The organism is Corynebacterium gottingense (assembly GCF_003693265.1).
GTDB classification, from domain to species: Bacteria; Actinomycetota; Actinomycetes; order Mycobacteriales; family Mycobacteriaceae; genus Corynebacterium; species Corynebacterium gottingense.
The window spans coordinates 45532-69902 of the sequence record NZ_RDRE01000001.1 but is presented as its reverse complement, the minus strand read 5'-3'; the positions used below and the strand labels follow the sequence as shown (position 1 = coordinate 69902).

The window sequence follows — 24371 nt, the reverse complement described above, 5'->3', positions numbered from 1 at the left end:
GTAAAGTCTACCGAGTTAGAACATATTCAGCAGCGCAGGGTTCGACGCCACCGCAATTCCCACAACCGCCAGCAGGCCGAGCACCACGGCGGCGATGATGCCGCCCGTCGACGAGCCTTCCTTCGGCTCACCGGCCACCGGCGCGCACTCCCCCTTCACGGGCTCGTACTCGGCCGTGGCCTCCGCGGCGTTCGCCCGGGCCTCCTTGACGGCCACCTGTGCAGCCTCGGCTGCCTGTGTCGCCTCGCCCAGCGAGCGCTTCGCAGCCGCCAGGGCCTCGTCGGCCGCGGCCTGGCGCGCCGACTGCTCCTGCTTCGCTGCCTCGAGTTCCTGCGCGCGCTTCGCCACGGCCTGTTCGGCGGCACGCAGCGCCCGCGCCGCCGTAAGCGTGTCCTCCGCTTGGGCCACGGCAGCCTCGCGCTGCTCGAGTGCTTCCTGCTTCTGCGCATCGCCCTGCTCGACGGCGAGGACGAGCTCGTCGTAGTAGGTGTTGAAGCGCTCGGTGTACTCCTCTACCGAATACGTCGGCCCCTCCACTGTGAGGTGAGCGAACGTCTGCGCGTGCGCGACGCGCCACGTAAAGCCGTGGTAGAGGAACTCCTCCGTGTTCACCGCGAAGCCGGTCGCGCGCATCTGCGGGTTCACCAAGGCCATGTAGTGGCCGGCGCCTGCGGCGAAGGGGTCGCGCCCCTGCTCCTTCGCCTCGAAGTACTTAGGGCGCTCCTCGCGGAACCACCCGTCGAACGGGTTCTCCGCGTTCCACGACAAGTTATCCCACCCGTTGCCGGAGTGCCCGCGCGGCAGCTGCTGCGACCAGTTGATGTTCACCTGCGCCTGCGCCATCAACGCATCCGTGACGGGCAGCGCGTCACGGCCCTCGCTTTCGCGGAGCTCGTTCGCCTCCGGCAGCCACTCGATTGCCGCCTTCATGTTGTCCAGGTGCGTCGCGTCACCTTTGGCGCCGATGCGCGTGTCGTCCGCGATGCGGTACCCGGTCTGCCCGGTCACCTCATCGACCTTGTCAAAGCGGTAGTCCGTGTGCAGCTCCGCGACGGCGTCGTCGGCCCCCATCGCTTCGAAGAATCCGAGCGAGCCCCGGTCGAACTGGGCCCGCGCCTCGGCCTTGCTCGCCTCCAGCGCAGCGCGGGCCTCCTCGGCGCGCGCCTTTGCCTGCGTGAGTGCCGCCTCGGCGGAGTCGACCGTCACGCCTCCCGGCACCGCGGTCTGCGCGGCGTCGCGGTCCTGGGTCGCGCTGTCGAGGGCACGCTGCGCATCCTTGACCAGGTTCGCGCTCGCCGTGCGCTCCTGCTCCGCAGCGTCGACATCGCGCTGCGCCGCGTCCAGCGCCTGCTGCGCCTCGTGGTCGCGCGCTTCGGCGGAGCGCAGCGCGTCGGTCGCGTCGTGTACAGCGGTGCGCAGCGCGACACAGCGCTCCTGCGACACCGACGCCGCGTCCTCAGCCAGCGCCGGAGGCGCAACAACCAACGCCGCCGAACAGCTCGCGGCCAGCACAAGTCCAAGAGTTTTCTGCATACCCAGCAGGTTAGCAGTCTTTCCCCAGACCCCGCGCAGTTTCGCGCGCGTTCGCGATCACGGCGGGCACGCCCACGCCGCCGACCCACGCGCCGGTGACGGCAATGCCGGAGCCGGACTCGCGCAGCTGCGCCAGCGCCTTGTCCACGGTGGCGAGGTGGTGCTCGTCGTAACGCGGCAGCCCGCCGAACCAGCGCTGGACAAAGATCTCCTCCAGGCCAGCCGCGCGCCCGTCGAAGCCGGTGACAGTCTGCAGGTCATCGAGCGCCCAGTCCACCAGGTCGTCCTCGGAGGCGCGGATCGCCACGTCGTCGCCGAAGCGGCCGAAGCTGGCGCGCACGAGCGCCCCGCCGCGCTCGGCCAGGTGCGGCCATTTGCGCGAGGAGAGCGTGAACGCCTTCGCGTGCACATCCTCCGCGCCCGCGGCAACCAGGACGCCCGAATTTTGGGGCAGGCCGTCGTCGGTAGCAAAGCGCATGCCCACCACCGCCGAGTTGGCCAGCTTGATCGGCGCGAGCGTGGCCGCCACCTCCGGCTCCACCTGCTTCAGCAGCATCGCGGCCGTCGGCGCGGGCACGGCGAGCACCACGCGGTCGTACACCGCGTCCTCGCCGCCCTTGAGGCGGTAGCCCTCGCCCTCGCGCGTGATCGCGGAGATGAATGCGTCGATGTAGATCTTCGCGCCGGACTGCTCCGCCAGCGCCTCGTACGCCTCCTGGTAGCCCTCGCGGAACGCGCTGAAGACGGGGCCCTGGCCGGTCGGCAGCTCCTTGCGCGCCTGCTCCAGGTTGCGCACGGCCTCCGACAGGTGCACCGGGCCCGCCTCGGCCAGGCGGTCCAGCTCCTCGGCCAGCTGCGGGATGGTCGCGCGCACGCCCAGGTCGTCGGCGCTGCACGAGTACACCCCGCCGAGCAGCGACGTCACGATGTGGTCCACCACCTCGTCGCCGTAGCGCTCGCGCAACAGCGCGCCCACGCTCACGTCGCCGCCGATCTCCCACTCGAAGCCGGGGGCGTCGCCTTCGGCGTCGATACGCGCGGCGGTCTCCTCGCTCACAAGGTGGGCAACGCTTGCCGACGCCGCCGGGATCCCCATCACACCGCCCCGCGGAAGCGGGCGCGCCTCGCCGTCCACGTACACCAGCGAACCGAGGCCGGACGGCGCGACGAGCGAGTCCCCCACCCCCAGCTCGGTGAAGAACTCAACCGCGTCGACCCGGCGCGACAGGAACGCCTCGGCGCCCATGTCGGTGGGGCCGCCCTCAAACGCGACGGTGTAGAGCTTGCCGCCAATGCGGTCGGTGGCCTCGTAGACGTCCACCTCGTGCCCGCTGCCGCGCAGTTCGTAGGCGCAGGTCAGGCCGGCGAGTCCGGCGCCGATGATGGCGATGTGCATTTAAGCCTCCGTGCTGTGAGTGTCGTGAATAAGCCGTACGGCGTTGGTGATGGCGTCCGGGTCCGTGGTGGGCAGGACGCCGTGGCCGAGGTTGAAGATGTGGCCGGTAGCGTGGCCGTCGATAAGCGCCTGCTCCGCCTCGCCCTTAATGCGGGCGACCTCGCGGGCGACGACCTCCTCGCCGGCGAAGAGCATCGCCGGGTCCAAATTGCCCTGCAGGACGCGGGGGGAGGCGAAGCGCGTGGCGGCGCGGTCGAGGGGGACGCGCCAATCCACGCCCATAACCTCGCTGCCGGCCTCGCTCATCGCGCCGAGGAGCTCGCCGGTGGAGACGCCGAAGTGGATGCGCGGGATCTCCCCCGCGACTGATTCCAGGATCTCCGTGGAGTACGGCAGGACGAACTCGCGGTAGTCGCGCTCCGTGAGGAAGCCGGCCCACGAGTCGAACAGCTGCATGGCGTCGATCCCCGCCTCGACCTGGGTGCGCAGGAACGTGATGATGGTGGGCACCAGGCGGCGCATGAGCGCGTGCCACGTCTCCGGCTCGGCGTGCATCATCGCCTTCGTGGTCTCGTGGTTCTTGCTCGGTCCGCCCTCGATGAGGTAGCTGGCCAGGGTGAACGGTGCGCCGACGAAGCCGATGAGCGCCTGGGTATCGGTGAGCTCGTCCAGGATGATGCGGATGCCCTCGGCGACCTCGTCCACCGTGTGGTCCAGGATCGGCAGGTGCTGCACGTCCGCCAGCGAGCGCACCGGCGCGTCCATCACCGGGCCGCGGCCCGGAACGATCTCCACGCCCACGCCCGCCGCCTTGAGCGGGACGACAATGTCGGAAAAGAGGATCGCCGCGTCCACGTCGTGGCGGCGCACCGGCTGCAGCGTGATCTCAGCGAGCAGCTCCGGCATGAAGCAAGAGTCCAGCATCGGGATACCCTCGCGCACCTTCCGGTACTCGGGCAGTGAACGGCCCGCCTGGCGCATGAACCACACCGGGGTGCGCGACGGGGTGCGGCCATTGGCGGCCTCGATGAGCGGGGCGGAGGAAAGGTCGCGTCTGGTCATGGTTTCCCAGCCTACGCGGTAGAAATCAGGCCGGGAAATGGCGCACGCGCACCGAGCGCAACTCGATGACCAGGGAGCTGCCCAGCATGAGCAGCGTGGCCCCGACCGGGGGCAGCACACCGGCGATGGCCAGCAGGATCGCGGCCGCGTTATAGGTCCAGGCGATCACCATGTTCGAGTCGATGGTGCGGCACACCCGGCGCGCGAGCTCCACCAGCTGTGGCACCGCCGTGACGTCCCGGCGCAGGAGGAGCACGTTGCACTTCTCCTCCACCTTGCCCGTGTTCGCGCCCAGCAGGGCATCGTCGGCGTACAGGATGCTCACGTCCGCGACGCGCAGGGTGCGCACCGCGCTGTGGTCGCCCACCATGGCGACGGTCGCGCCCTTGGTGTGCAGCGCGCGCACCGCGTGCGGTTTGTCGGGGGCGGTGATGCCCGCGAGCACGCGGGACATGCCGAGGAAGTCGGCGAAGCGGCGCGCCACCGGGTACGTATCGCGCGTGAGCATGATGGTCTCCACGCCGATGGATTCCAGCCGGTCAATCGCGCTGGTGGCGTCTGCCTTCGGCGGGTCGTACAGGGTGATGACGCCGCGGTCGCGGCCCTTCCAGCGCACGACGACGGGGGTGCCGCCGGCCGTGGCGGCCAGGGAGAGCCGGCCTTGCAGCTGCGACAGGTTCGTGGGCCGCCACAAGATGGCGTCCAGGTTTTCTGTCCGCTGGTCCTCGTAGGTCAGCGTGACGCGGCCGCGCACCGAGCCGTCCGGGGTCGTGTCCTCGTTGGCCAGCTCGAACCAGGTCGGCCCGCCCGCGTCCTTGTCGCGCTTGTCGCGGGCCTCGCGCGCGGCCTTCACAATCGCGCGCGACGCCGGGTGATCCGACTCCACCGACAGCGCGCCCGCGATCCCCAGCACCAAAGCCGGGTCCTCGCCGATCTCCGCGGTGACCGTCTCCACCTTCATCTTCGGCTCCACCAGGGTGCCCACCCGGTTGAACACGGCCACGTCGGTGGCCTCCAGGGTGCGGAAGGTGGAGCCGTCGCGGACCAGGATACCGTTGCGCGCTGCTGACTCGATGCCCAGGCGGATGGCCAGCGCGGTCGAGATCGCCAGCGCCACCGGCGCGACCACCGCCAGGATCGCCAGCGCCGTGGAAAACGCCGCGTTGAGGTTCCCCGTGAACAGCAGCCACAGGCCGAAGTCCAGCACCGCCAGCACGTACGCCACCGGGATGAGCATGCCCGCGGCGCGGGTGGACACCATCGTCGTCGCGTTCTGGTGCTCCGAGGCGCGCTCCAGCCAGCGGTTGACCGAGGCCAGCCGGGTCGCGTGGCCGACCCGGGAGACGCGGATCTTCACCTTCCCCTTGCGCAGCACCGACCCCGCGTAGACGTGGCTGCCCACTTTGAGGGTGGGGGACTCGTGGGCGTCGATAAGCTCCTGCTCGAGCGTGCCGCAACCGCCGACCACCTCGCCGTCGGCGGGGATGATCGCGCCCGGGAGGATGACAATGTCGTCGCCCCGGTTGATCTCGGCGGCGGGCAGCGGTTCCTCGATGACCTTGCCCGTGCGCGAGCGGCGGCGGACCATGTAGGTCGACTCCGCGTCGGGGACGCGGCCGGAGAGGTCCTCCTGCAGGTGCGGGCGCACGCGCATGCTGAAGAAGCGGCCGACGAGGAGGAGCGAGGTGATGGTGCAGGCGACCTCGAAAAACAGGCCGGGCTCCTCCACCATGGTGAGCGGGACCCAGCTGCCGTAGTTGCGCCAGTTGAGCTCCCCTGCCGGCGTGAACAGCAGCACGGCGGCGGACCAGAAGTAGGCGGCGAGGATGGCGATGGAACTTGCTCCGTCCAGCGCCGAGATGCCGCGGCGCACGCCGCCCGCCATCGCGCGGTGGAAGGGGAACGCGCACCACAGTGCGACCGGGGTGGTCAGCGCGAAGCACGCCCACTGCCAGCCGTCAAACTGCAGGTCGGAGACGTACGTGAGGAGCAGCACCGGGAGCGTCAGCACGATTGCTAACCACATCCGCACCGGCGTGACCAGGTCGCGGGCGGTGAACAGGACGTCCTCGTTTTCCCGGGCGCGCGCGGCGCGCGACGCCGAGTCCACGAACCCCTGCGCGCGGGCGCGGCGCAGGCTGACCAGCTCGTCGTGGCGCAACTTTCGACGCCTCCCGCTCAGCCCCCGCACGCCCCGCCGCGGCACCGGACGCGCGGCCGCCGCCCGGCCGAGCACCCTGCGGCGCAGCGTGGAATCCGTAAGCCGGGCGCTCACACCGAAGCGCGCGAACACGGCCTCGAGGTCCGCGATCGGCGTGGTGCTCGGCGCGGTGATCCACGCCGTCTTGGAGGAGTACACCAGGCGCGCGGCGACGCCGTCCAGCTCCTCCAGCGCCGCCTCGATGTCTTTGAGCTGTGGTCCGTCCTCGAGCCCGTCGAGCTCGAAGGCGTAGGAGGTGTTCGGGTAGCGCGGGTTGCCGTCCGCCCCGATCCGGGGCGAGTCCAGGTCCACGCCGCATTCCTTCGCCGCCTCGCGGGCGGCCACAATGGTCTGCTCGAGCGCAGCCGTCTGTTGCTGAGTCTGCTCTGACATGCTGAATCCCTCGCGCTAGTCCACGCCCCGCCAGGGGGAGCCGCTGCGCTCGTCCACAAACGCGTTCGCGGCGGGGCGGAACGCGAAGAATAGGGCGGCGACCAGCAGGATCACTACCGCGAACACGCCCCAACCCGCCACGTTGAGGAAGAACCCGGCCAGGTTGAGGAAGATCGCCACGGCGGCGGCGATGGCAAACACGCGCCGCGCTGTCTTGGAGCCGCGCGCAAAGTAGGAGGCGCACCCCGCGATCACCAGGGCGAGGACGATGTTGCACCAGGCGACGATGCGCATGTTGCGCGCAAACGCGTCCGCGAACTCGGCGTCCGCGTCCTTCGGCGCGCCGCTGGCCAGCATGAGCATGCCGAACAACAGCAGCAGCACGGCGCCGGCCAGCGCTGCGTAGTACCCGGCGCGCAACTGGCCGGGCCAGGCCTCGCCGACCTTGCCGGTGTAGCGGCGGTTGGGGTCGTTCGGGTCTGCAACGAAGGTGGGAAACATTCCGGCCATCGGTTGCTCCTTTACTGTTTACCCGCGGGATCGTCGTGCTGTGGCTGTTGCGGAGATTGGTGCGCCGGCGGCTCTACCCAGTCCCCCGAGTCCTTCTGCGAAGCGTAGAACAGTCCCATCGCGCCCGCCACGCCGAGGATGATTTGCACGACGCCGTCCGCCCCGTACAGCGCGATCGGCACCGCCGTGGACCCCGGCGACATCATGTACAGCGTGACCATGCGCAGCGCGAAGAAGGTGGCAAAGATCTGCAGGAGGCGCCGCGCCGCCGCCGCGCGCTTCCCCCGGTTGGCCACCATGCGCAGCGCGACGACGAACCCGGCCAGGATGAGCAGCTGGATCAGCGCCATGAGCACAACCGAGCCGTAGATGCCGAGGTTGAGCATGGCGTCGCTCAGCTCCTGGCCCTTCGCCGCCTCCTTGGCGCTCTCGCGCAGCGGGGCGGGGTCAAGCACTGTCATGACAACGGTGAGGATCTGGTGGATCAGCTCGCCGCCGATCATCACCGCCCAGCACGCGAGCATGAGGCGCACGGCCTCGGGCATCGAAGTGCTTGACGACGCTCCTCCGCCCGGCATCGGGCGCTGCTCCGGTGCCCGCTGGGGCGTCGGGGGAAGGCTAACCATAAACGCTACTTCAGTTCCTTTGCTGCCTCGATGGCGTAGTAGGTCAGAATCTGGTCCGCGCCGGCGCGCTTGATGGACATCAGCGACTCCATCATCGTTTCCTCGAAGTCGATCCAGCCGTTGCGGCCGGCGGCGACCATCATCGCGTACTCGCCGGAGACCTGGTAGGCGGCCACCGGCACCGGGGAAATCTCGGCGACCTGGCTCAGCACGTCCAGGTACGGCAGGGCCGGCTTCACCATGACAAAGTCCGCGCCCTCGTCGAGGTCCAGCTCCGTCTCCAGCAGCGACTCGCGGATGTTGGCCGGGTCCTGCTGGTAGGTGCGGCGGTCGCCCTGGAGGGAGGAGCCGACGGCGTCGCGGAACGGGCCGAAGAACTTCGACGCGTATTTGGCGGAGTACGCCATGATGGCCACGTCCTGGTGGCCGGCCTGGTCGAGGGCCTCGCGGATAACGGCGATCTGGCCGTCCATCATGCCGGACGGGCTCACGATGTGCGCGCCCGCCTCCGCCTGGGAGACAGCCATCTGGGCGTAGAGCGGCAGCGTGGCGTCATTGTCCACGAACTGGTTGCCGTAGCGGTCAGTGCTCAGGGCGCCGCAGTGGCCGTGGTCGGTGAACTCGTCCAGGCAGGTATCCGCCATGATGAGCAGGTCGTTGCCAAACTCCTCGCGCAGCGCGCGAAGGTTGCGGTTGAGCACGCCCTCGGGGTCCCAGGCGACGGAGCCGGTGGCGTCCTTGTCCTCGTCCAGGGGCACGCCGAACAGGTCAATGCACTTCACGCCGGCCTCGAGCGCCTCGTGGCACAGTGCCTTGAGGGAGTCCGTGGTGTGCTGGTACACGCCCGGCATGGACGTGATCTCGCGCTTTTCCTCGATGCCGTCGGCCACAAACATCGGGAGAATGAAGTCCGCTGGGTGCAAGCGCGTCTCCGCAGTCAACGCGCGCATCGCGGCGTTTTGGCGGAGGCGGCGGGGACGGCGGGGCAAATCGTAGGTAGACATGGCCACCATCATAGGCCCCGTGGCCGTGCGTACCTACTCGCCGGACGCTTTGGCCACGGGCTTGCGGCGGGTGCGGCGCTTCTTCCGCGGGGGCGGGAGCTGGCCGGCGGCACGCAGGTTGGCAACGTGGTTCGCGAGGGCGTCGATAAGCGAAGGCACGTCCGCCACCTCGGGCACTACGTCCACGCGCAGCCCCTGCTCTTTCGCTTCGGCCGCGGTGCTCGGGCCGATGCAGGCGATGATGGTGCGCTGGTGCGGTTTGCCCGCAATGCCCACGAGGTTCTTCACCGTGGACGCGGAGGTGAAGCAGACGGCGTCGAAGCCGCCCGTCTTAATCATGTCGCGGGTCTCGGGAGCCGGCGGGGCGGCACGCACCGTGCGGTACGCCACCACGTCGTCGACCTCCCAGCCCTTCTCCTTCAGGCCGTCGACGAGCAGGTCAGAGCCGAGGTCGGCGCGCGGCAGCAGCACGCGGCTGACGGGGTCGATGTCCTCGACGTACTCGGGGAAGATCTCCACCATCCCGGCCGCGTTCTGCTTCGTGCGGTGCGGCACCAGCTCGGGGAACATGCCGCGGGCGCGCAGCGCGTCCGCCGTCTTCTGTCCCACCGCGCCCAGGTGGACTCCGGCGAAGGAGCGGGCGTCCAGGCCCAGCTGCGCAAACTTCTTCCACACCGCGTTCACGGCGTTGACGGAGGTGAAGAGGACCCACTGGTAGCGGCCCTCCACGATGCCCTTGATCGCGCGGTCCATCTGCGCCGGGTTGCGCGGCGGCTCCATAGAAATGGTGGGGACGGACTGCGGGATCGCGCCGTAGGAGCTCAGGCGGGCGTTCATCGGCCCGGCCTGCTCCTTCGCGCGCGGCACGAGGACGCGCCAGCCGTAGAGGGGACGGTTCTCCCACCACGAGTACTTCGAGCGGTCATCCGCCACCGCGCCGAGCGTGACTACGAGGGATCCGGGCAGGTCGGCGTCCAGCTTGCCCAGGGTCTCCAGGGTGGCGTCGACGGTGCGCTGCAGGCGCGTCGTGCCGTGGGTCGTCACCGCAACCGGCGTGGACGGGCCGAAGCCGCGCTCCATGAGCGCGTCGGCAATCTCGCCCAGCTGCTCCTGCTCCGCCTGCAGCACCAACGGCTGCGGCGCGGACGCCAGCTGGTCAAAGTCGATGCCTTCGATACCGGAGGTCAGGTCCGCCTCGGTGTAGGTGGAGCCGAGCGCGATGCCCGCAAACGACGGCACCGTGGACGGCAGGCTCATGCCCGGCACGACCTGGAACTCGATGCCCGCGGCGGCGACGGCGGAGATCTCCTCCATCACCGCGTCGCGGGTCAGCGGATTGCCGCGGACCAGGCGGACCACGTCGCCGTCGCCGGCCTCGCCGCGCTCGATGGACGCTGCGGCCTCGCCCAGGGCGCGCTGCACGGCCTCCACGATGGTGTCGGCGGACAACGCGAGCTCCTCTACCTCGGCCGCGGTCGGGTCGTCCGGGCGCGGCGGCTTTCGGCGCGCACCCGCTTCCTTCGCTTCCGCGACCATGCGCGCGTACGCCTCGTCGGCGGCCTGCATTTTAGCCTTGGGAACAGGCAGTTTAGCGGCGACGACGTCTCGGGCACCCTGAGCGACGTCCGGATCAACGAGGGCGATAGAATTAGTTTCCATCACCTCGCGTGCGCGGACGGTAAGCAGATCAGGGTTGCCCGGGCCTGCACCGACGAAGATGACCTTCCCCGGTGGGGGCGTAAGCGAGGGCAATGTCATAGAACGATCTTTTCTAAGGCGCAAAACAGTAGCCTCGGCGCAACAGGACGCTCAGTGCGGGCTGCGCGCAGCAAGGCGCGCCCTCCCCATGGGACCCAGTTGCGCCGGGGCAATCCGACGTATGGTAGTTACACCTTAAGATGGAAGCGGCCCGAAAACCAAACCCGCGTCTTACTCCATGATGTCCGCGGCCCCGCGCTCGAGCAGCTTCTCGGCGGCCTCGCGCCCCAGCGCCGCGGCATCGGTGCCGGTCAACGTCTCCACCAGCTGCGCGGAGCCGTCCACGGCGAAGACGCCAGCGTGGAGCGTCAGCGCGCCGTGCTCCCCCAGTTCCGCGTACGCCGCGACCGGGGCGGTGCAGCCCGCCTCGAGCGTGGCCAGCACCTGGCGCTCGGCGGCGGCGCACGCGGTCGCCTCCGCACTGACAAGCGCGTCGAGCGCTGCGCGCGTCGCCGCGTCGTCCGCCCGGCACTCCACTGCCAACGCACCCTGCGCCGGGGCAGGCATGAGTGTGGCCGGGTCGAACACCTCGGTGGCGCGCTCGGCGTACCCGCCGCGGCACAGCCCCGCGTAGGCGAGGACGATCGCGTCCAGCTCGCCGCGCTCGACGTAGCTCATGCGGGTCTCAATGTTGCCGCGGAGCGGGAGAATGTCCAGGTCGGGGCGCAGCGCACGCAGCTGCGAGACGCGCCGCGGCGCCGAAGTGCCCACCTTGGCGCCCTGCGGCAGCTGCGCGAGCGTCAGCCCATCCCGCGCGATGAGCGCTTCGCGGTTGTCCTCGCGCTCCGGGGTGACGAGGTGGAGGCGGGCGTCGCCAGCCGTGGGGAGGTCCTTGAACGAGTGGACGGCCACGTCGACTTCGCCGGACGCGAGGGCGTCGCGAAGCGCGGTGGTGAACACGCCGACGCCGATGCGCTCGACGGGCGACATATTCAGGTCGCCGGCGGTGGTCACGATATGCAGTTCCGCCTCAGCGCCGCCCGCGATCAGCGCGTCGCGCACGTGGCCAGCCTGCGTGGTGGCCAGGTGGGACCCGCGTGTACCAATCTTGAGCATCAGTTCTCCTTCGCCTGCAGTTCGTCCGGCCGCGGCAGGCGCTGCGCGTCCACCGCCACCGAGGATCGCCCGAGCCCGAACAACTCCTCGATCGCCATTTCTACACTCACCGTCTCGGAGGATGCGGCGAGCTCCTTAATCTTCACCGTCGGCGTGTGCAGAAGCTTATCGACGACACGCTTCACCGCCCTACCAACCTGGTCAAACTCCTCCTCGGAGAGGTTGGGCAGGCGCGTGCGCAGCCGTTCGAGCTCCTGCGCCTGCACCTCCGCGGCCGTCCTGCGCAGCCGCGTCACCGCCGGCGTGACGTCACGGACGCGCTGCTCCGAGCTGAACTCCTCGACCTCCTCGCGCACGATGGCCTCCGCCTGCTGCAGCGCGCGGGAATCCTCGCTGTCGTTGTCGCGCAACGTCGCGTGCAGTGACTCGATGTTGATCAGGCGCACGCCGTCGCGCTCGGTGACGGCGTCATCGATGTCGCGCGGCAGGGAAAGGTCCACCAGCACGGTCGGGCCGGACAGGTCCTCGGGGGTGATGGTGAAGTCGTCCGACGCCGTGGCGGAGACGGTGATGTCCGCCCGGCCGATCGCGCCGGCGCGGGCGTTGAAGTCCACGACCTCCGCGGCAACGCCCGCCTCCCGGGCGTGCTCGGCCACGCGCTCGGCGCGCGAGCGCGTCCGGTTCGCAATGATCAGCTTGTCCACGCCGCGCTTGCCCAGGTGGGTGGCGGCCAGCGAGCTCATCGCGCCCGCCCCCAGGACCAGCGCGGTGGTGCCGGAGAAGTCCTCTCTTTCCATCTCGCGCATGGCCTGGTCCAGGCCGAGCGTGACCATGGACGCGCCGGAATCATCAATCGCGGTCTCGCTGTGCACGCGCTTGCCGGTGTGCAGCGCGGTCTGCGCCAGCGAGTGCAGGGCCGGGCCGACGGTGCCGCGCTCGGCGGCGTCCGAGTAGGCGGAGCGCACCTGGCCGATGATCTGCTGCTCCCCCACCACCATGGAGTCCAGCCCCGCAGCCACGGTAAACATGTGCTCCGCGGCGGCGTCGGCGTAGCGCACGTAGAGGTAGCCGCGCAGCTCCGCCTCGGGCACGCCTGAGACGTCCGCGAGCACGTGCAGCACGTCCTCGACCCCGGCGTGGAAGGCGGTCGCCACGGTGTAGACCTCGAGACGGTTGCAGGTGGAGATGATCATCGCTTCCGTCAGCGCGGGCCGGGACACCAGCGCCGTCGCCGTGTCGTGCTGCACCGTCTCGTCCATACTCAGCCGCTCCAGCAGCGCCACCGGCGCAGAACGGTGCGACATCCCTACGACGAGCACACTCACACAATCACTCCAGCAATCCAGCCAAATCCAGAAAAAATCAAACTAAAGGATACCCCGCTACGACCTGAGTTCCGCGACGAGGTCGTCCGAGTCTACCTCCCAGCAGGCGAACTCCTCACCGTCGATCACCACGACGGGGACGCGGTCACCGTACTCGGCGGCGTTGTCGGGGTTGGCGTCGACGTCGATAAGCGAAAGCTCCGCGCCGCACTCTGCCACGAGCGGGCGGATTTGCGCGGCGACGCGGTCGCACGACCCGCAGCCCTCGCGCACCATGAGCTCGACCCTCTTCACGTTTGGTCACTCCCTCTCCACGGAAACCCAAGCGGTACGATATTCCAGAGTTCCAAGCTATCTCACGCGCACCCCCGACCGCGAAAGGCAGGACATGACCGAACACCGCGATCTGCTCGCGTACTGGTCCGTCTCCCACGGAAACTTCCGGCGCTTCCTGGAGGAACTCGCCCTGCCCCCGCTCGACGCCTCCGCCCAACGCACTGCCGGCGAAGCCGCCGCGGCGGCCGCCATCGAGGAAACCTTCGGGCTGACTATCGACGATTTCTCGCTCGGCATCGACTCCGTCGGCGGCGCCTTCAACACCGCCGGCACCCCCACCATCACCCCGCCGGACCCGGACGTGCCGCAGGACACCGAGGCCGCCGCGTTCTTTGACGTGGACAACACCCTCATCCAGGGCTCCTCGCTCATCCTGCTCGCCGAGGGGCTGGCGAGGCGGCGCTTCATCACCGCCGGCGAGCTGTTCCCGGCCCTGCTCAAGCAGATCCGGTACCGGCTGCGCGGTGCGGAGAGCCACTCGGACATCGCCGCGGGGCGCGAGCAGGCGCTGGGGATTGTGAAAGGCAAGCGCGTCGACGAGCTTAAGGCGCTGTGCCAGGAGATCGTGGAGCGCCAGATGCTGGACAAGGCGTACCAGGACACGATCGAGCTGGCCAGCATGCACATCGCCGCGGGCCAGCAGGTGTGGCTGGTCTCCGCCACGCCCGTGCAGATCGGCCAGGCGCTGGCGAAGCGGCTCGGCTTCACCGGCGCGCTGGGCACCGTCGCGGAGGAGCAGGACGGGGTGTTCACGGGGCGGCTGGTCGGCGACATCCTGCACGGCCCCGGCAAGAAGCACGCGGTGGCGGCGCTTGCCGCGATCCAGCGCCTTGACCTGGACAAATGCACGGCCTATTCGGACAGCATCAATGACCTGCCCATGCTCGGCATGGTCGGGGTGCCGGTGGCGGTGAACCCGGACCGGGCGCTGCGCCGCCACGCCCGCGCAGCCGGGTGGGCGGTGCGCGAGTACCGGCCGCTGCGCAAGCTGGCGCGCAGCCGCGTGGCGCTGGGCGTTGCGGGTGCGGTCGCGGTTGCCGGTGTGGCGGGTGTGGCCGCGGCGAGGCGGGGCGCCGACCATACTGATGCGGCTCTTGAAGGATGACGAGACGGCCATGACGAAGATGCGACTAGCCTCTCGCATCTTCGTCATCCGGTCTTCGTCAGCTAGGCTGCACCCCACCCGGCACAGGTGCGCGGGCACGAAAAAGCACCCGCCCCAACGGGAACGGGTGCGGGCCGACAGGGCCTACTTGCCCAGCTTACGACGCTGAACGCGGGTGCGGCGCAGCATCTTGCGGTGCTTCTTCTTGGACATGCGCTTGCGGCGCTTCTTGATCACAGAACCCATGGGGCTTCCTCGTTTCCTTGGTGTACGTACAGTGCCTGTCAGCGCGACCGCCACCCCGCCAAGCGGGGCGAACGGGCCGGCGTGAGGTGCACACTCCGCAGGGCGTGCGCCGACATCAATGGTTGACAGCATACAGCCCGCCGCGTGTCCAACCAAAAATCCGGCGCCACCCGCCTTGACTGGAAGCGAGCGGTGCCGGTTGCAGCGCAAGGGCGTTATCCCACGTCGTAGACGGAGGACTCCAGGTACTCATTCACCGCGCCCTCGTTCACACGGAACGACCGACCCACGCGCACGGCCGGCAGCTCGCCGGAGTGCACGAGGCGGTACACCGTCATCTTGGAGACGCGCATGATCTCTGCGACCTCTGCGACTGTCAGGAACTTACCTTTGTCTTCGTTTGCCATAAAATACTTAACCCTTCAGCACGGTCGCGCTGTAGGCTTCCCCTCCCACAGGACGAACACGCACGTGCCTGAACCAGACTATCGTGAAACCAGGGCCGAATGCGACCTGAGTGCCAAAATTTTTCTGTGAGTCCCCAGAGACGCCGCGTCATTGGTGTGAAAAGTGGGGCGCAGAGTGCCTATCGACGCCACACCCACCCCCTCGCACCATCACCCGATCTCCGCGGAACGGTTCGCGCAGGCCTCCGTCGCCCGGTAGAACGCGCCGCGCAGCCCGGACTCCTCGAGCTCCCGGATCGCCGCCACCGTCGTCCCGGCCGGCGAGGACACCCCGGCCCGCAGCTCGGTCGGCGTCTGCTCCCCCTCCAGCATCGCGCCGGCGCCGGCGGCCGTGGCGGAGGCGAGCTCGGTGGCGAGGTCGCGGGGCAGGCCGAGGGACACGCCGGCGTCGACAAGCGCCTCTGCGACCAGGAAGAAATAGGCGGGGCCGGAGCCCGAGAGCGCGGTGACCGCATCCATTTGTTTCTCCTTGACCTCGACGAGCTTGCCGGCCGCGGAGAGCAGCTGGCTGATCGCGGCGTGCTGCTCGTCATCAACAAAGCGGCCGAACGCCGCGGCGAGCACGCCCTTGCCCACCAGCATCGGGGTGTTGGGCATCACGCGCACGATCGGGGTGCCCGCGGCCGAAACGGCCTCCTCCATCGCCTGCAGCGAGATGCCCGCGGCCATGGAGACCAGCACCGTAGCGGAGTCGGAATCGGCGATGTCGGTGCTGATGTCCTCGATGAGGCCGAGGATCTGGCCCGGCTTCACGCACAGGAACGCCACCTGCGATTCGGAGACGGCGCCGTTGTTGTCGTCGGTGACGTTGACGCCGTAGCGGTCGGCGAGCTCGTCGCGGCGCGCCGCCGTGCGGTTCGTGGCCGTGATCTGTTTGGGGTCGATGCCGCTGGCCACCAGGCCGGACAGCAGGGCCTCGCCGATGCTGCCGGTGCCGAGGATGGCAATCTTGCCCTGGAACGTGGGTGCAGTCGTGGATTCCATGGTGGACAGACTAAACCCTCCACCGGCAGTTGCGCTCAGTGGAGGGTTTGTACTGCGGGGGCGTCTAGATCAGCGCCGGGCCAAACGCCATGACCGCGGCGGCAATGCCCGCCATTGTGACGGTCAGCGCGTCCTTGCCGGTGCGCATCGCGCGCACGCCGAAGATGACGGCGAGGACGGCGACCACGCCCAGGATCGCGGCGAGGATGGTGGACATGTGCGCCCAGATCCACTGGAAGGCGAGGAAGCCGAGCACGCCGAGCAGGACGCCGACGAACACCAGCAGGACCAGGACGATTGGGTTGACGCCCTCGTCAACCGGCTCGTCCACCTCCGCTGCCTCCGCTGCTTCCGGCGACTGGACAGGCGCGGCCGGTTCGACGGGGCGCTCCTCGCGCGGCTCGGCGGGCGCGGTTGCCGACGTCTCCGGCGCGACAACCGGGATCTGCGACGTGTCTTCGGTACGCACCGGACGCGACGCGCCAGCAGTCTGAGACTCAGTTTTCGGCTCAGCCTTGGGCGCCACCTTCGGGGCGGACGCGTCGGGGACCTTCCGCAGGACGGCGGTGTCGCCCGCGGACGGCGCCTTCGGCTCCGCAGGCTGCTTCGGCTCCGCCGGCTCCGGCGAAACCTTCACCACCTCGACGGGAGCGGAAGCGCCGGTTGGCTTCGCGTCCTTGGGGGGCTGCGGGGGTGCGTCGATAGGCACGTTCGAGTGCTTCGACTCCGGCGGGCGCGCCTCGACCTTCTTCAGGGACCCGGTGAGCTCCGCGACAGACACGCCGCCGTCTTCCAAGCTGCGGCGACGCCGACGGCGCTTGCCTGCCTCGGGGTTGTCCTGCTGGGCCCGGGCAAGAAGCTCCGCAACGGTCAGCTGCCGTTCCTCAGACATTAGGCGTTGTCTCCTTCGTCATCTCCTGGGGCAAGTCCCTGGTCAATACGCTTCAGAATGACGCCTTCGCGCAACGCCCAAGGACAGATCTCTAACTTATCAAGATTAAGTGCACGCATCGCGGCTTCGGCCACCAGGGCACCCGCGACGATCTGGTGGGAGCGGTCCGAATTGATGCCCTCGAGCTCCGCGCGGTCCGCCGCTGTCATGCGGGAAATGAAGGCGATGAGCTGGCGCAGCCCCGGGGCGGTGAGTGTGCGCTGCACGTACGGTCCGGCCGAGGAGGGCGCGGCGCCCGTGAGGCGGGCCAGGGAGCGGAACGTCTTGGAGGTGCCGACGGCGAGGCCGGCCTCGCCAAGCGCGCGGAACTCATCGGCCGGGCCGGCGAGCTCGGCGTCGATGTAATCGCGCAGCGCATTAATCTTCTTGCGCTCCGGCGGGTCGGTGTCGAACCACTCGTGGGTCAGGCGGCCGGCACCCAGGTTGAGCGACACGGCCAGGTCCGGCACCTCTTCGGTGCCGGTGGACAGCTCAAGGGAGCCGCCGCCGATGTCCAGGTTGGTGATGCGACCGGCGGACCAGCCGTACCAGCGGCGGACCGCCTGGAAGGTGGAACGCGCCTCTTCCTCGCCGGAGATGACCCGCAGCTGCACGCCGGTCTTCTTCTCCACCTTCTTCAGCACCGCGTCTGAGTTCGTCGCCGAACGCACCGCCGAGGTGGCAAACGCGAGCAACTCATCGCACTTGAGCTTGTCGGAGAGGTCCTTGGCCTCTTGCACGGCGTCGATAAGCTTGCTCACGCCCTTGTCCTCGATATTGCCGTCCGCGTCCAGCTGCTCCACAAGTCGCAGGGGCTGCTTCCAATCGCTCATCGGGGTCGGGCGGCCGCCGGACTGGGCATCTACCGCCACGAGGTGGACGGTATTGCTCCCAACATCTAATACACCTAATCGCACACCACTAGGGTAATGGGTCTACCGTGTTGAGGTGTGAATCAGCCAGCTTCGAACCAAGTTTTTCTCGGTTTCCCCGCAGACTCGCCGGCCGGAAAGTCCATCCTGGCCGGGCGCGAAACCCGCCCAGACTTCCCGCACGAATGGTTCGAGTTCGTCCACCCCGACGACCCCACCCACTACTTCAGCCTCGACCTGACCTGGCTGGAATCCACCTGGTCGTGCCGGTTTGGCACGCCCGAGTGCCTGGGCATTGATGAGAGCTTCCCCGTGGTCGGCTGCTGCATCCACGGCGCGTACCTCTCGGACGAGTCGGACCGCGACGACCTCTACAACGCCGTTGCGGAAATGCCGGCGAAGTACTGGCAGCTGCGGCCCGCCGAGACCGACTCCTACATCGCCAACGCCGACCCGACCATCCTGGAGCCGTGGCTGGAGTGGGACGACACCGAGGAAGAGGACGACGGGCCGCACATTAAGACCCGCGTGGTCGACGGCGCGTGCATCTTTGCCAACCGTTCAAAGGAAGGGACGGGGCCGGGGTGCGCCCTGCACCAGTGGGCGATGGCGGAGGGCCGCAACATCATCGGCTCCAAGCCGGAAGTGTGCTGGCAGGTGCCGTTTTCGCGCGAGGACGAGTACGAAGAGCGCTCCGACGGCGAGGAGATTCTGCGCACCACCATCGGCGAGTACGACCGGCGCCAGTGGGGCGGGGGCGGCGAGGACTTCGACTGGTGGTGCACCAGCGCCCCCAGCTGCCACACCCCCACCGGCAGCGGCTCGGCGACGCCGGTGTGGCAGTCCATGAAGGACGAGCTCACCGCGCTGATCGGCGAGAAGCCCTACGAGATCGTGGCGGCGCACTGCGCGGCGCGCGCGGCGCTACCCGCCGAGGCGAAAGCGGTTCACCCGGCGGCCCGGAAGCAGGCTTAGCCCTCGAACTTGTAGCCCAGGCCGCGGACCGTGACCAGCAGCTTCGGCTTGGACGGCTCCGCCTCGATCTTGGTGCGCAGGCGTTTGACGTGGACGTCGAGCGTCTTCGTGTCGCCGACGTAGTCCGCGCCCCAGATCCGGTCGATGAGCTGGCCGCGGGTGAGGACGCGGCCGGCGTTGCGCATCAGGTATTCCAGGAGGTCGAACTCCTTGAGGGGCATGGGGACGGGCGTGCCGTCGATAAGCACTGTGTGCCGCTCAATGTCCATCTTGACGCGGCCGCCAACGAGGACCTCCTGCTCGGCCGGCTTCGCCTCCTCCGTCTCGCCACCGCGGCGCAGCACGGCGCGGATGCGGGCGATGAGCTCGCGGGTTGAGTACGGCTTGGTCACGTAGTCGTCGGCGCCGAGCTCCAGGCCCACGACCTTGTCAATCTCCGTGTCGCGGGCGGTGACCATGATGATCGGGACCGAGGAGACGGAGCGCAGCGACTTGCACACCTCGGTGCCGGACATGCCCGGCAGCATGAGGTCCAGGAGGACCAGGTCCACGTCGTTGTCGCCGAACTGGTCGAGTGCGCTGGGCCCGTCCTGTGCCACGAGCGTGTCAAAGCCTTCCTTTTGCAGGAGGTAGGCCAGGGGATCAGCCAAAGATTCTTCGTCTTCAACGATCAGGATGGTGGTCACAGGTCTTCCCTTTCCTACTTATTGGCTTTCACTCGACGCATGACGTTACGCACCGGGGTGTTCGTGCCCGACTTCGGCTGCCCCTTGGCCGTCACTGCTGGCTCGCCCGCCGCTTCCGATTCGGCGGCCGCGCGCTCGAGCTCCGCGCGCTCCGCGGCCTGCTCCGGGTCGAAGATCGGCAGCTCAATGGTGAACGTCGACCCCGTTCCGGGCCGGGACCATAGTTTGATGTTACCCCCGTGGTTTGCCACCACGTGCTTCACGATGGCCAAGCCCAGGCCGGTCCCGCCCGTGGAGCGCGAACGGGCCTTGTCCACCCGGTAAAAGCGCTCGAAGACGCGCTTCTGGTCCTCGGGGGCGATGCCGATACCGCGGTCGGTCACGCGCAGGTACAGGACGTTGCCGCGCACCACCTTCTGGGTGATGCTCACCGGCTTGCCGTCGGGCGAGTAGTTCACCGCGTTGGAAACGAGGTTGGACACGGCCGCGGTGAGCAGGGGGCGGTCCCCCATCACGCGCAGCCCGGTGCGTTCCCCGCGGATGAGCTCGATCGAGCGGTTTTCCGCGCCGACGTGGTTGCGCTCGATTGCGTCGTCAATAATCTCGTCCACCCGCACCGGGCTCATGTCCGGGAGCGCCTCCGCGCCCTGCAGCTTGGACAGGGAGATCAGGTCTGTGATCATCTCCCCCATCCGGTGGGCTTCCTTTTGCAGCTTCGCGCCAAAGTAGGTGACCATGTCCGCGTCCGTGGGGTCTTCCATGAGCGCCTCTGCAAGCAGCGCCATGCCGCCGACCGGCGTTTTCAGCTCGTGGGAGACGTTGGCCACGAAGTCGCGGCGCGCGTTTTCCATCCGCACGTTCTCGGATTCGTCGGTGACGTAGACCACCGCGTACGAGTTCTGGGTGAGCGTGAGCGGCTTGATCACGGCGCGCACGTTCCGAATCCGGCTGCCCGTTGCGCGCTGCGGGAGGGCGAGGGCGAGGATGTGCTCCTCTTGGTCGTCGAAGACCTCCTCGGCCACCGCCCACACCTCGGGGTTCACGGTGCCGTCGTGCACGACGGACATGTCGTGGGCGCGAGCGTTGGAAAGCGTGACGTGTCCCGAGCGCTCCATGACGGCGATACCCGTGGGGGAGCCCTGGATAGCCAGGTGATACATCTGGCTGATCGAGCTTGCCTGCGTCTCCGACTCCGCCGTGTATTCCCGATTGCGCTCGCGCCAACGCAGCGCCCGCCGCAGGATTGGAGCGGCGAGCGCGGCGACTGCGATGCCCAGGAAAAAGGCGATAAGTGGGGTCATGCAGACAACTTTAGGGTCTTACTTCTGCCCCTGGTTTGCCACGGCAGCGGCGCCGGCAGCGGCGGCCTCCGGGTCCAGGTAGGTGCCGCCCGGGTTGAGGACCTTGCCGTCCGCGTCGATCTCGTAGACCAGCGGCATGCCGGTCGGGATGTTCAGCCCGGCAATGTCGTCGTCCGAAATGTTGTCCAGGTACTTGACCAGCGCGCGCAGGGAGTTGCCGTGCGCGGCGATCATCACGGTCTTGCCTTCGAGCACCTGCGGCAGGATGACGTCGACGTAGTACGGCAGGAAACGCTCGACAACGTCCTTGAGGCACTCGGTGCGCGGCACCTCCGGGAGGAAGGCGTAGCGCAGGTCGTGGGTCTGGGAGTACTCGTTCTCCGGGTCGATCTCCGGCGGCGGGGTGCCGTAGGAGCGGCGCCAGGTCATGAACTGCTCCTCGCCGTACTCGTCGCGGATCTCAGCCTTGTTCAGGCCCTGCAGCTTGCCGTAGTGGCGCTCGTTGAGGCGCCAGTTGCGCTCCACCGGGATCCAGTGACGGTCAGCTGCGTTGAGTGCCAGGTTTGCGGTGCGGATCGCGCGGCGCAACAGAGAGGTGAACACCATGTCGGGCAGCACGTTCTGCTCGGCCATGAGCTTGCCTGCGTTGATTGCTTCCTGCTCACCCTGCTCGGTCAGGTTGACGTCAACCCAGCCGGTGAATTGATTGGACTTGTTCCACTCGCTTTGCCCGTGACGGACAAGAATTAGCTTTCCGTTGCTCATGGTTCCCAGCATGCCACGATTCCGTTCAGCATGCGTTCACGTACTCTCATAGACAGACCTTTTAAACCACCATTCGAGGAGGACTTGTGAAGCTCGCCCGCACCCGTAAAGTCGTGGCCGTAGCGCTTTCCGCCACAGCACTCGCCGCAACTTTCGCCGCCCCCGCTACGGCGCAGGAACCCGCGCTGGTAGCACCCGGCGGCGCGTTCCGCGTCTTCCCGCAGGAGCCGCAGACCGAGATGCCACTCGAGGGTGCGGCCAACGGGCACATCACCATCCCACCTGAGGCCAGCGTGGCGTCCTGCTCCCAGGGCCCGAGCGGCACGATCCGCGGCGAGCGCGTCCTCCTTATCGCCGGCCACTGCGTGCTCCAGGACAACGAAACCCCGACGTTTAGCACCGAGGCCACCGTCCCCGTCGCCGGCAAATACCCGCGCATCGGCGAGCGCAAAGCCGCCCACAAGCCCACCGAGTACGAGCACACCTTCTGGCCGCACGAGTTCTTCTGGGACACCGTCAACACCGACGACTGGGGCGTCGTGCTTATCGACGATTCCGTGCCCGCCACCAGCATCTCCCAGTCCAGCAACGCGGCCGGCGCCCCGGTGAGTGCCCCCGTGCAGCTGCGCAGCATCCGCGACTACCCCACCCTGCCGGTGAACCAGTTCAGCACGGACAACTTCGGCCAGCCCATCTGTAAGGACGGCGCGACGTCCGGCCGCTCCTGCGGAACGCAGATCGGCCGCAGCCGCAACGGCGTCTACTCCTGGGGCCTGAACTACCAGGGCGGCGACTCCGGCGGCATCAACTACGACCCGAACGACGGCGCCGTCATCGGCGTCACCTCCATGGGCATCGGCCCGCTGGGCAAGGCCCAGCCGGCGGACCGCATCATCGAGGACGCCTACGGCGTGCCCGACGGACACGTCAACGAGGAGTTCACGCTGGAGCAGTCGACGGCCCCGCACGCGGAGTACACCTCGCTGAACCAGGAGTTCGACCAGGTCATGAACACAATCCAGGAGGAGAACCCGGAGGTGGAGATCTCCACGCCGAAGGAGGCCTGGGACAAGTCGGTCGCCGTCGCGCAGCAGGACGCCAACACCCTGGCGCAGCGCGCGAGCCAGGTCAACTCCGTGGAGGGCGCGCAGGAAGTGGCAAACATGGCCGGCGCGGCGGCTGACCACCACGCCCAGCAGCTCGCGGTCACTGGGGCGAACTACCTGCTCAACGACGTCCTCGGGCAGGGCCGCCCGCACTAGCCCGCACTAGCCGCCGATGGCGCGGCGGTCGTCCAGCCCGGGCTCAAACTCGGCGATCGTCCGCTCGTAGACGCCGACCAGCGCCTTCGCGCTCTCCTGCCAGCTAAAAGTGGCGGCGTGCGCGACGGCGGCTTCGCCCATGGGGATGCGCAGGGGGTCGTCGTCAAGCAATGCCCCGAGCGCCTCGGCCCAGCTGGCGGGCTCGTGACCATCCACGAGCACCCCGGTCTCCCCCTCCGCCACCGCGAGCGGCAGCCCGCCCACGCGCGCGGCGACGACGGGGGTGCCGGTGGCCTGCGCCTCGACCGCGACCAGGCCGAACGACTCGTTGTAGCTGGGCACGGCGACGACGTCCGCCGCCTGGTAGATGGACACCAGCTCCTCCGGCGGCCGTGGCCCCAGGAAGCGCACGAGACGGCCGAGGCCCTCCTCGCGCGCGAGTTCGCGGTAGCGCTCCACGCTCGTGCCGCTTCCCGACGCCCCGCCGCAGATAATCGCCCGCAGCGGCACCTCCGGGTGCGCCCGGTGCAGCTCGCCAAGCGCCCGAATGAGCACCTGCGGCCCCTTGAAATCCTGCAGACGCCCCACAAACGCGACGACTTTCGCGTGCAGCGGAATGCCCAGCTGGCGGCGCGCCAGCTCCGTGTTGCGGTTCGTGCCCGGCGTGAACAGCTCAGTGTCCGCGCCCGGGGTGACCACGCTGATCTTGCAGGGGTCCACGTCGTAGTGGCGCGAGAGCTGGTCGATCTCGTCGCGGGTGTTCACCACGAGGGTGTCCGCGTTGTCCACCAGCTGCTGCTCGCAGATGCGCCGGGCCTCGCCCTCGGAGCTGCTACTCGACGCCGCGTTTTTCACCGCCGCCCACGTGTGCCCCGTGTGCACGAGCGGGATGCCAGCCAAGTCTGCGAGTAGCCAGCCAACCTGACCCGAGAGCCAGTAATGGGAATGAATGAGGTCGTAGCGCAGGTCGTGGGCGCGCGTGAACTGGACGACACCGCCCGCGAACGCGGCGAGCTGCGTGGGCAGTTCCTCCTTGTGCAACCCCTCGTAGGGGCCGGCGACGATGTTGATCACCCGGAAGTTCTCGCACACCTGCACCACCTCCCCCTGGCTGGGGCGGGTCGCGCGGGTGTACACGTCCACCTGGACTCCCTGGCGCGCGAGCCCCTTTGCCACGTTAAAGGTGTACACGTTCATGCCGCCGGCATCGCCCACGCCGGGCTGTTCCAGGGGCGAGGTGTGCATGGAGATCATTCCCACGCGCAGTGCATCTGCATCCATAGCGCCCCAGGGTAATGCAGCGCGCGTACCTAGTAGGCGGCGTGCTTGTGCCAGGCGCTGAAGTCGCTGGCCACGTCGGCCGCGAGGTACTGGTAGGCGCGCTTGGTGGGCGCCGCCAGGCGGTCCAGGTCCACCACTGCCCCCCTCGGCGAGGTGTCGGTCGTACGGGATTGCATGCACGGCGCGGGTGCGCGACGCGAAGTGCGCAGCGAGCTTGTCCGTATCAATGGTGGGCTTGCCTGGCGCGGCCGCCGAGATGACCACGGTGGAGTTGGCCGCGAGTTGGTCGTAGCCGTG

Annotated in this window: 23 protein-coding genes; 3 read left to right on the top strand and 20 right to left on the bottom strand. The window is 68.6% G+C overall.

The features are described from left to right. Nucleotides 1-15: 15 nt before the first annotated feature. The 11 genes from EAW56_RS00345 to EAW56_RS00295 all read right to left on the bottom strand — a co-directional run bounded on the left by EAW56_RS00345 (nucleotide 16) and on the right by EAW56_RS00295 (nucleotide 13139). Nucleotides 16-1533: a CAP domain-containing protein gene (locus EAW56_RS00345; RefSeq protein ID WP_147453233.1), complete on the bottom strand. Its 1518-nt coding sequence runs from the start codon at nucleotides 1531-1533 to the stop codon at nucleotides 16-18. A gap of 10 nt (nucleotides 1534-1543) precedes the next feature. Beyond that, nucleotides 1544-2929, bottom strand: a complete 1386-nt coding sequence (locus tag EAW56_RS00340; protein ID WP_122084635.1) for a protoporphyrinogen oxidase — start codon at nucleotides 2927-2929, stop codon at nucleotides 1544-1546. Beyond that, nucleotides 2930-3991 (bottom strand): uroporphyrinogen decarboxylase, encoded by a 1062-nt coding sequence (gene hemE, locus EAW56_RS00335; RefSeq protein ID WP_095547047.1) that lies wholly within the window; start codon nucleotides 3989-3991, stop codon nucleotides 2930-2932. 25 nt (nucleotides 3992-4016) lie between these two features. Beyond that, nucleotides 4017-6584, bottom strand: coding sequence for a heavy metal translocating P-type ATPase (locus tag EAW56_RS00330; RefSeq protein WP_122084633.1), 2568 nt, complete (start codon nucleotides 6582-6584; stop codon nucleotides 4017-4019). Between the two features lie 15 nt (nucleotides 6585-6599). After that, complete coding sequence (locus EAW56_RS00325; protein ID WP_095537618.1) at nucleotides 6600-7094, bottom strand: hypothetical protein; 495 nt, start codon at nucleotides 7092-7094, stop codon at nucleotides 6600-6602. 11 nt (nucleotides 7095-7105) lie between these two features. After that, nucleotides 7106-7720 carry a hypothetical protein gene (locus EAW56_RS00320; RefSeq protein WP_147453232.1) on the bottom strand — a complete coding sequence of 205 codons (615 nt, stop codon included), beginning with the start codon at nucleotides 7718-7720 and terminating at the stop codon, nucleotides 7106-7108. Between the two features lie 5 nt (nucleotides 7721-7725). Continuing rightward, nucleotides 7726-8724: a porphobilinogen synthase gene (gene hemB, locus EAW56_RS00315; protein ID WP_165765491.1), complete on the bottom strand. Its 999-nt coding sequence runs from the start codon at nucleotides 8722-8724 to the stop codon at nucleotides 7726-7728. 33 nt (nucleotides 8725-8757) lie between these two features. Continuing rightward, nucleotides 8758-10482 (bottom strand): bifunctional uroporphyrinogen-III C-methyltransferase/uroporphyrinogen-III synthase, encoded by a 1725-nt coding sequence (locus EAW56_RS00310; protein ID WP_122084630.1) that lies wholly within the window; start codon nucleotides 10480-10482, stop codon nucleotides 8758-8760. Nucleotides 10483-10653: 171 nt separating this feature from the next. Continuing rightward, a complete protein-coding gene (gene hemC, locus EAW56_RS00305) occupies nucleotides 10654-11538 on the bottom strand; it encodes a hydroxymethylbilane synthase (RefSeq protein WP_122084628.1) in 885 nt (294 codons plus the stop codon). Beyond that, on the bottom strand, nucleotides 11538-12863 hold the full coding sequence (locus tag EAW56_RS00300) for a glutamyl-tRNA reductase (protein WP_122084627.1): 1326 nt from the start codon (nucleotides 12861-12863) through the stop codon (nucleotides 11538-11540). Before EAW56_RS00300 ends, hemC begins: the two co-directional genes overlap by 1 nt. Nucleotides 12864-12920: 57 nt before the next feature. Continuing rightward, nucleotides 12921-13139 carry a glutaredoxin family protein gene (locus tag EAW56_RS00295; protein WP_095275327.1) on the bottom strand — a complete coding sequence of 73 codons (219 nt, stop codon included), beginning with the start codon at nucleotides 13137-13139 and terminating at the stop codon, nucleotides 12921-12923. Nucleotides 13140-13251: 112 nt separating this feature from the next. Between EAW56_RS00295 and EAW56_RS00290 the strand changes: the two genes are divergently transcribed. Further along, the gene (locus tag EAW56_RS00290; RefSeq protein WP_095275137.1) at nucleotides 13252-14304 is read left to right on the top strand and encodes an HAD-IB family hydrolase; all 1053 of its coding nucleotides are present in this window, start codon (nucleotides 13252-13254) and stop codon (nucleotides 14302-14304) included. 144 nt (nucleotides 14305-14448) lie between these two features. Here the strand turns inward: EAW56_RS00290 and EAW56_RS00285 are convergent, their stop codons facing one another. The 5 genes from EAW56_RS00285 to EAW56_RS00265 all read right to left on the bottom strand — a co-directional run bounded on the left by EAW56_RS00285 (nucleotide 14449) and on the right by EAW56_RS00265 (nucleotide 17849). Then, the gene (locus EAW56_RS00285; protein ID WP_003855542.1) at nucleotides 14449-14550 is read right to left on the bottom strand and encodes a 30S ribosomal protein bS22; all 102 of its coding nucleotides are present in this window, start codon (nucleotides 14548-14550) and stop codon (nucleotides 14449-14451) included. Nucleotides 14551-14765: 215 nt separating this feature from the next. Continuing rightward, entirely contained in the window at nucleotides 14766-14957 is a 192-nt protein-coding gene (locus EAW56_RS00280; protein WP_095275138.1) for a helix-turn-helix domain-containing protein, read from the bottom strand. A 210-nt stretch (nucleotides 14958-15167) separates the two neighbouring features. Further along, nucleotides 15168-16001 (bottom strand): pyrroline-5-carboxylate reductase, encoded by an 834-nt coding sequence (proC, locus tag EAW56_RS00275; RefSeq protein WP_122084625.1) that lies wholly within the window; start codon nucleotides 15999-16001, stop codon nucleotides 15168-15170. A gap of 64 nt (nucleotides 16002-16065) precedes the next feature. After that, the gene (locus EAW56_RS00270; protein ID WP_122084623.1) at nucleotides 16066-16893 is read right to left on the bottom strand and encodes a hypothetical protein; all 828 of its coding nucleotides are present in this window, start codon (nucleotides 16891-16893) and stop codon (nucleotides 16066-16068) included. Then, nucleotides 16893-17849: a Ppx/GppA family phosphatase gene (locus EAW56_RS00265; RefSeq protein WP_122084622.1), complete on the bottom strand. Its 957-nt coding sequence runs from the start codon at nucleotides 17847-17849 to the stop codon at nucleotides 16893-16895. The genes EAW56_RS00270 and EAW56_RS00265 overlap by 1 nt, the downstream gene beginning before the upstream one ends. A 33-nt stretch (nucleotides 17850-17882) precedes the next feature. Here EAW56_RS00265 and EAW56_RS00260 point away from each other — a divergent pair, with 33 nt between their 5' ends. Further along, nucleotides 17883-18779 (top strand): DUF3109 family protein, encoded by an 897-nt coding sequence (locus EAW56_RS00260; RefSeq protein ID WP_095275142.1) that lies wholly within the window; start codon nucleotides 17883-17885, stop codon nucleotides 18777-18779. Here the strand turns inward: EAW56_RS00260 and EAW56_RS00255 are convergent. Genes EAW56_RS00255 through EAW56_RS00245 form a run of 3 tightly spaced genes read right to left on the bottom strand, consistent with a single transcriptional unit; the run spans nucleotide 18776 to nucleotide 21531 of the window. Further along, nucleotides 18776-19465: a response regulator transcription factor gene (locus EAW56_RS00255; protein ID WP_095275143.1), complete on the bottom strand. Its 690-nt coding sequence runs from the start codon at nucleotides 19463-19465 to the stop codon at nucleotides 18776-18778. The two genes, EAW56_RS00260 and EAW56_RS00255, sit on opposite strands and share 4 nt — an antisense overlap. A gap of 14 nt (nucleotides 19466-19479) precedes the next feature. Continuing rightward, nucleotides 19480-20766, bottom strand: coding sequence for a sensor histidine kinase (locus EAW56_RS00250; RefSeq protein ID WP_122084620.1), 1287 nt, complete (start codon nucleotides 20764-20766; stop codon nucleotides 19480-19482). Nucleotides 20767-20784: 18 nt separating this feature from the next. After that, complete coding sequence (locus EAW56_RS00245; protein ID WP_208636469.1) at nucleotides 20785-21531, bottom strand: phosphoglyceromutase; 747 nt, start codon at nucleotides 21529-21531, stop codon at nucleotides 20785-20787. Nucleotides 21532-21617: 86 nt separating this feature from the next. Between EAW56_RS00245 and EAW56_RS00240 the strand changes: the two genes are divergently transcribed. Continuing rightward, nucleotides 21618-22793 carry a chymotrypsin family serine protease gene (locus EAW56_RS00240; protein WP_122084617.1) on the top strand — a complete coding sequence of 392 codons (1176 nt, stop codon included), beginning with the start codon at nucleotides 21618-21620 and terminating at the stop codon, nucleotides 22791-22793. Nucleotides 22794-22799: 6 nt separating this feature from the next. On the opposite strand, the gene mshA is transcribed toward EAW56_RS00240, so the two are convergent. Next, nucleotides 22800-24059, bottom strand: coding sequence for a D-inositol-3-phosphate glycosyltransferase (gene mshA, locus EAW56_RS00235; protein ID WP_095275328.1), 1260 nt, complete (start codon nucleotides 24057-24059; stop codon nucleotides 22800-22802). Nucleotides 24060-24371 lie beyond the last annotated feature (312 nt).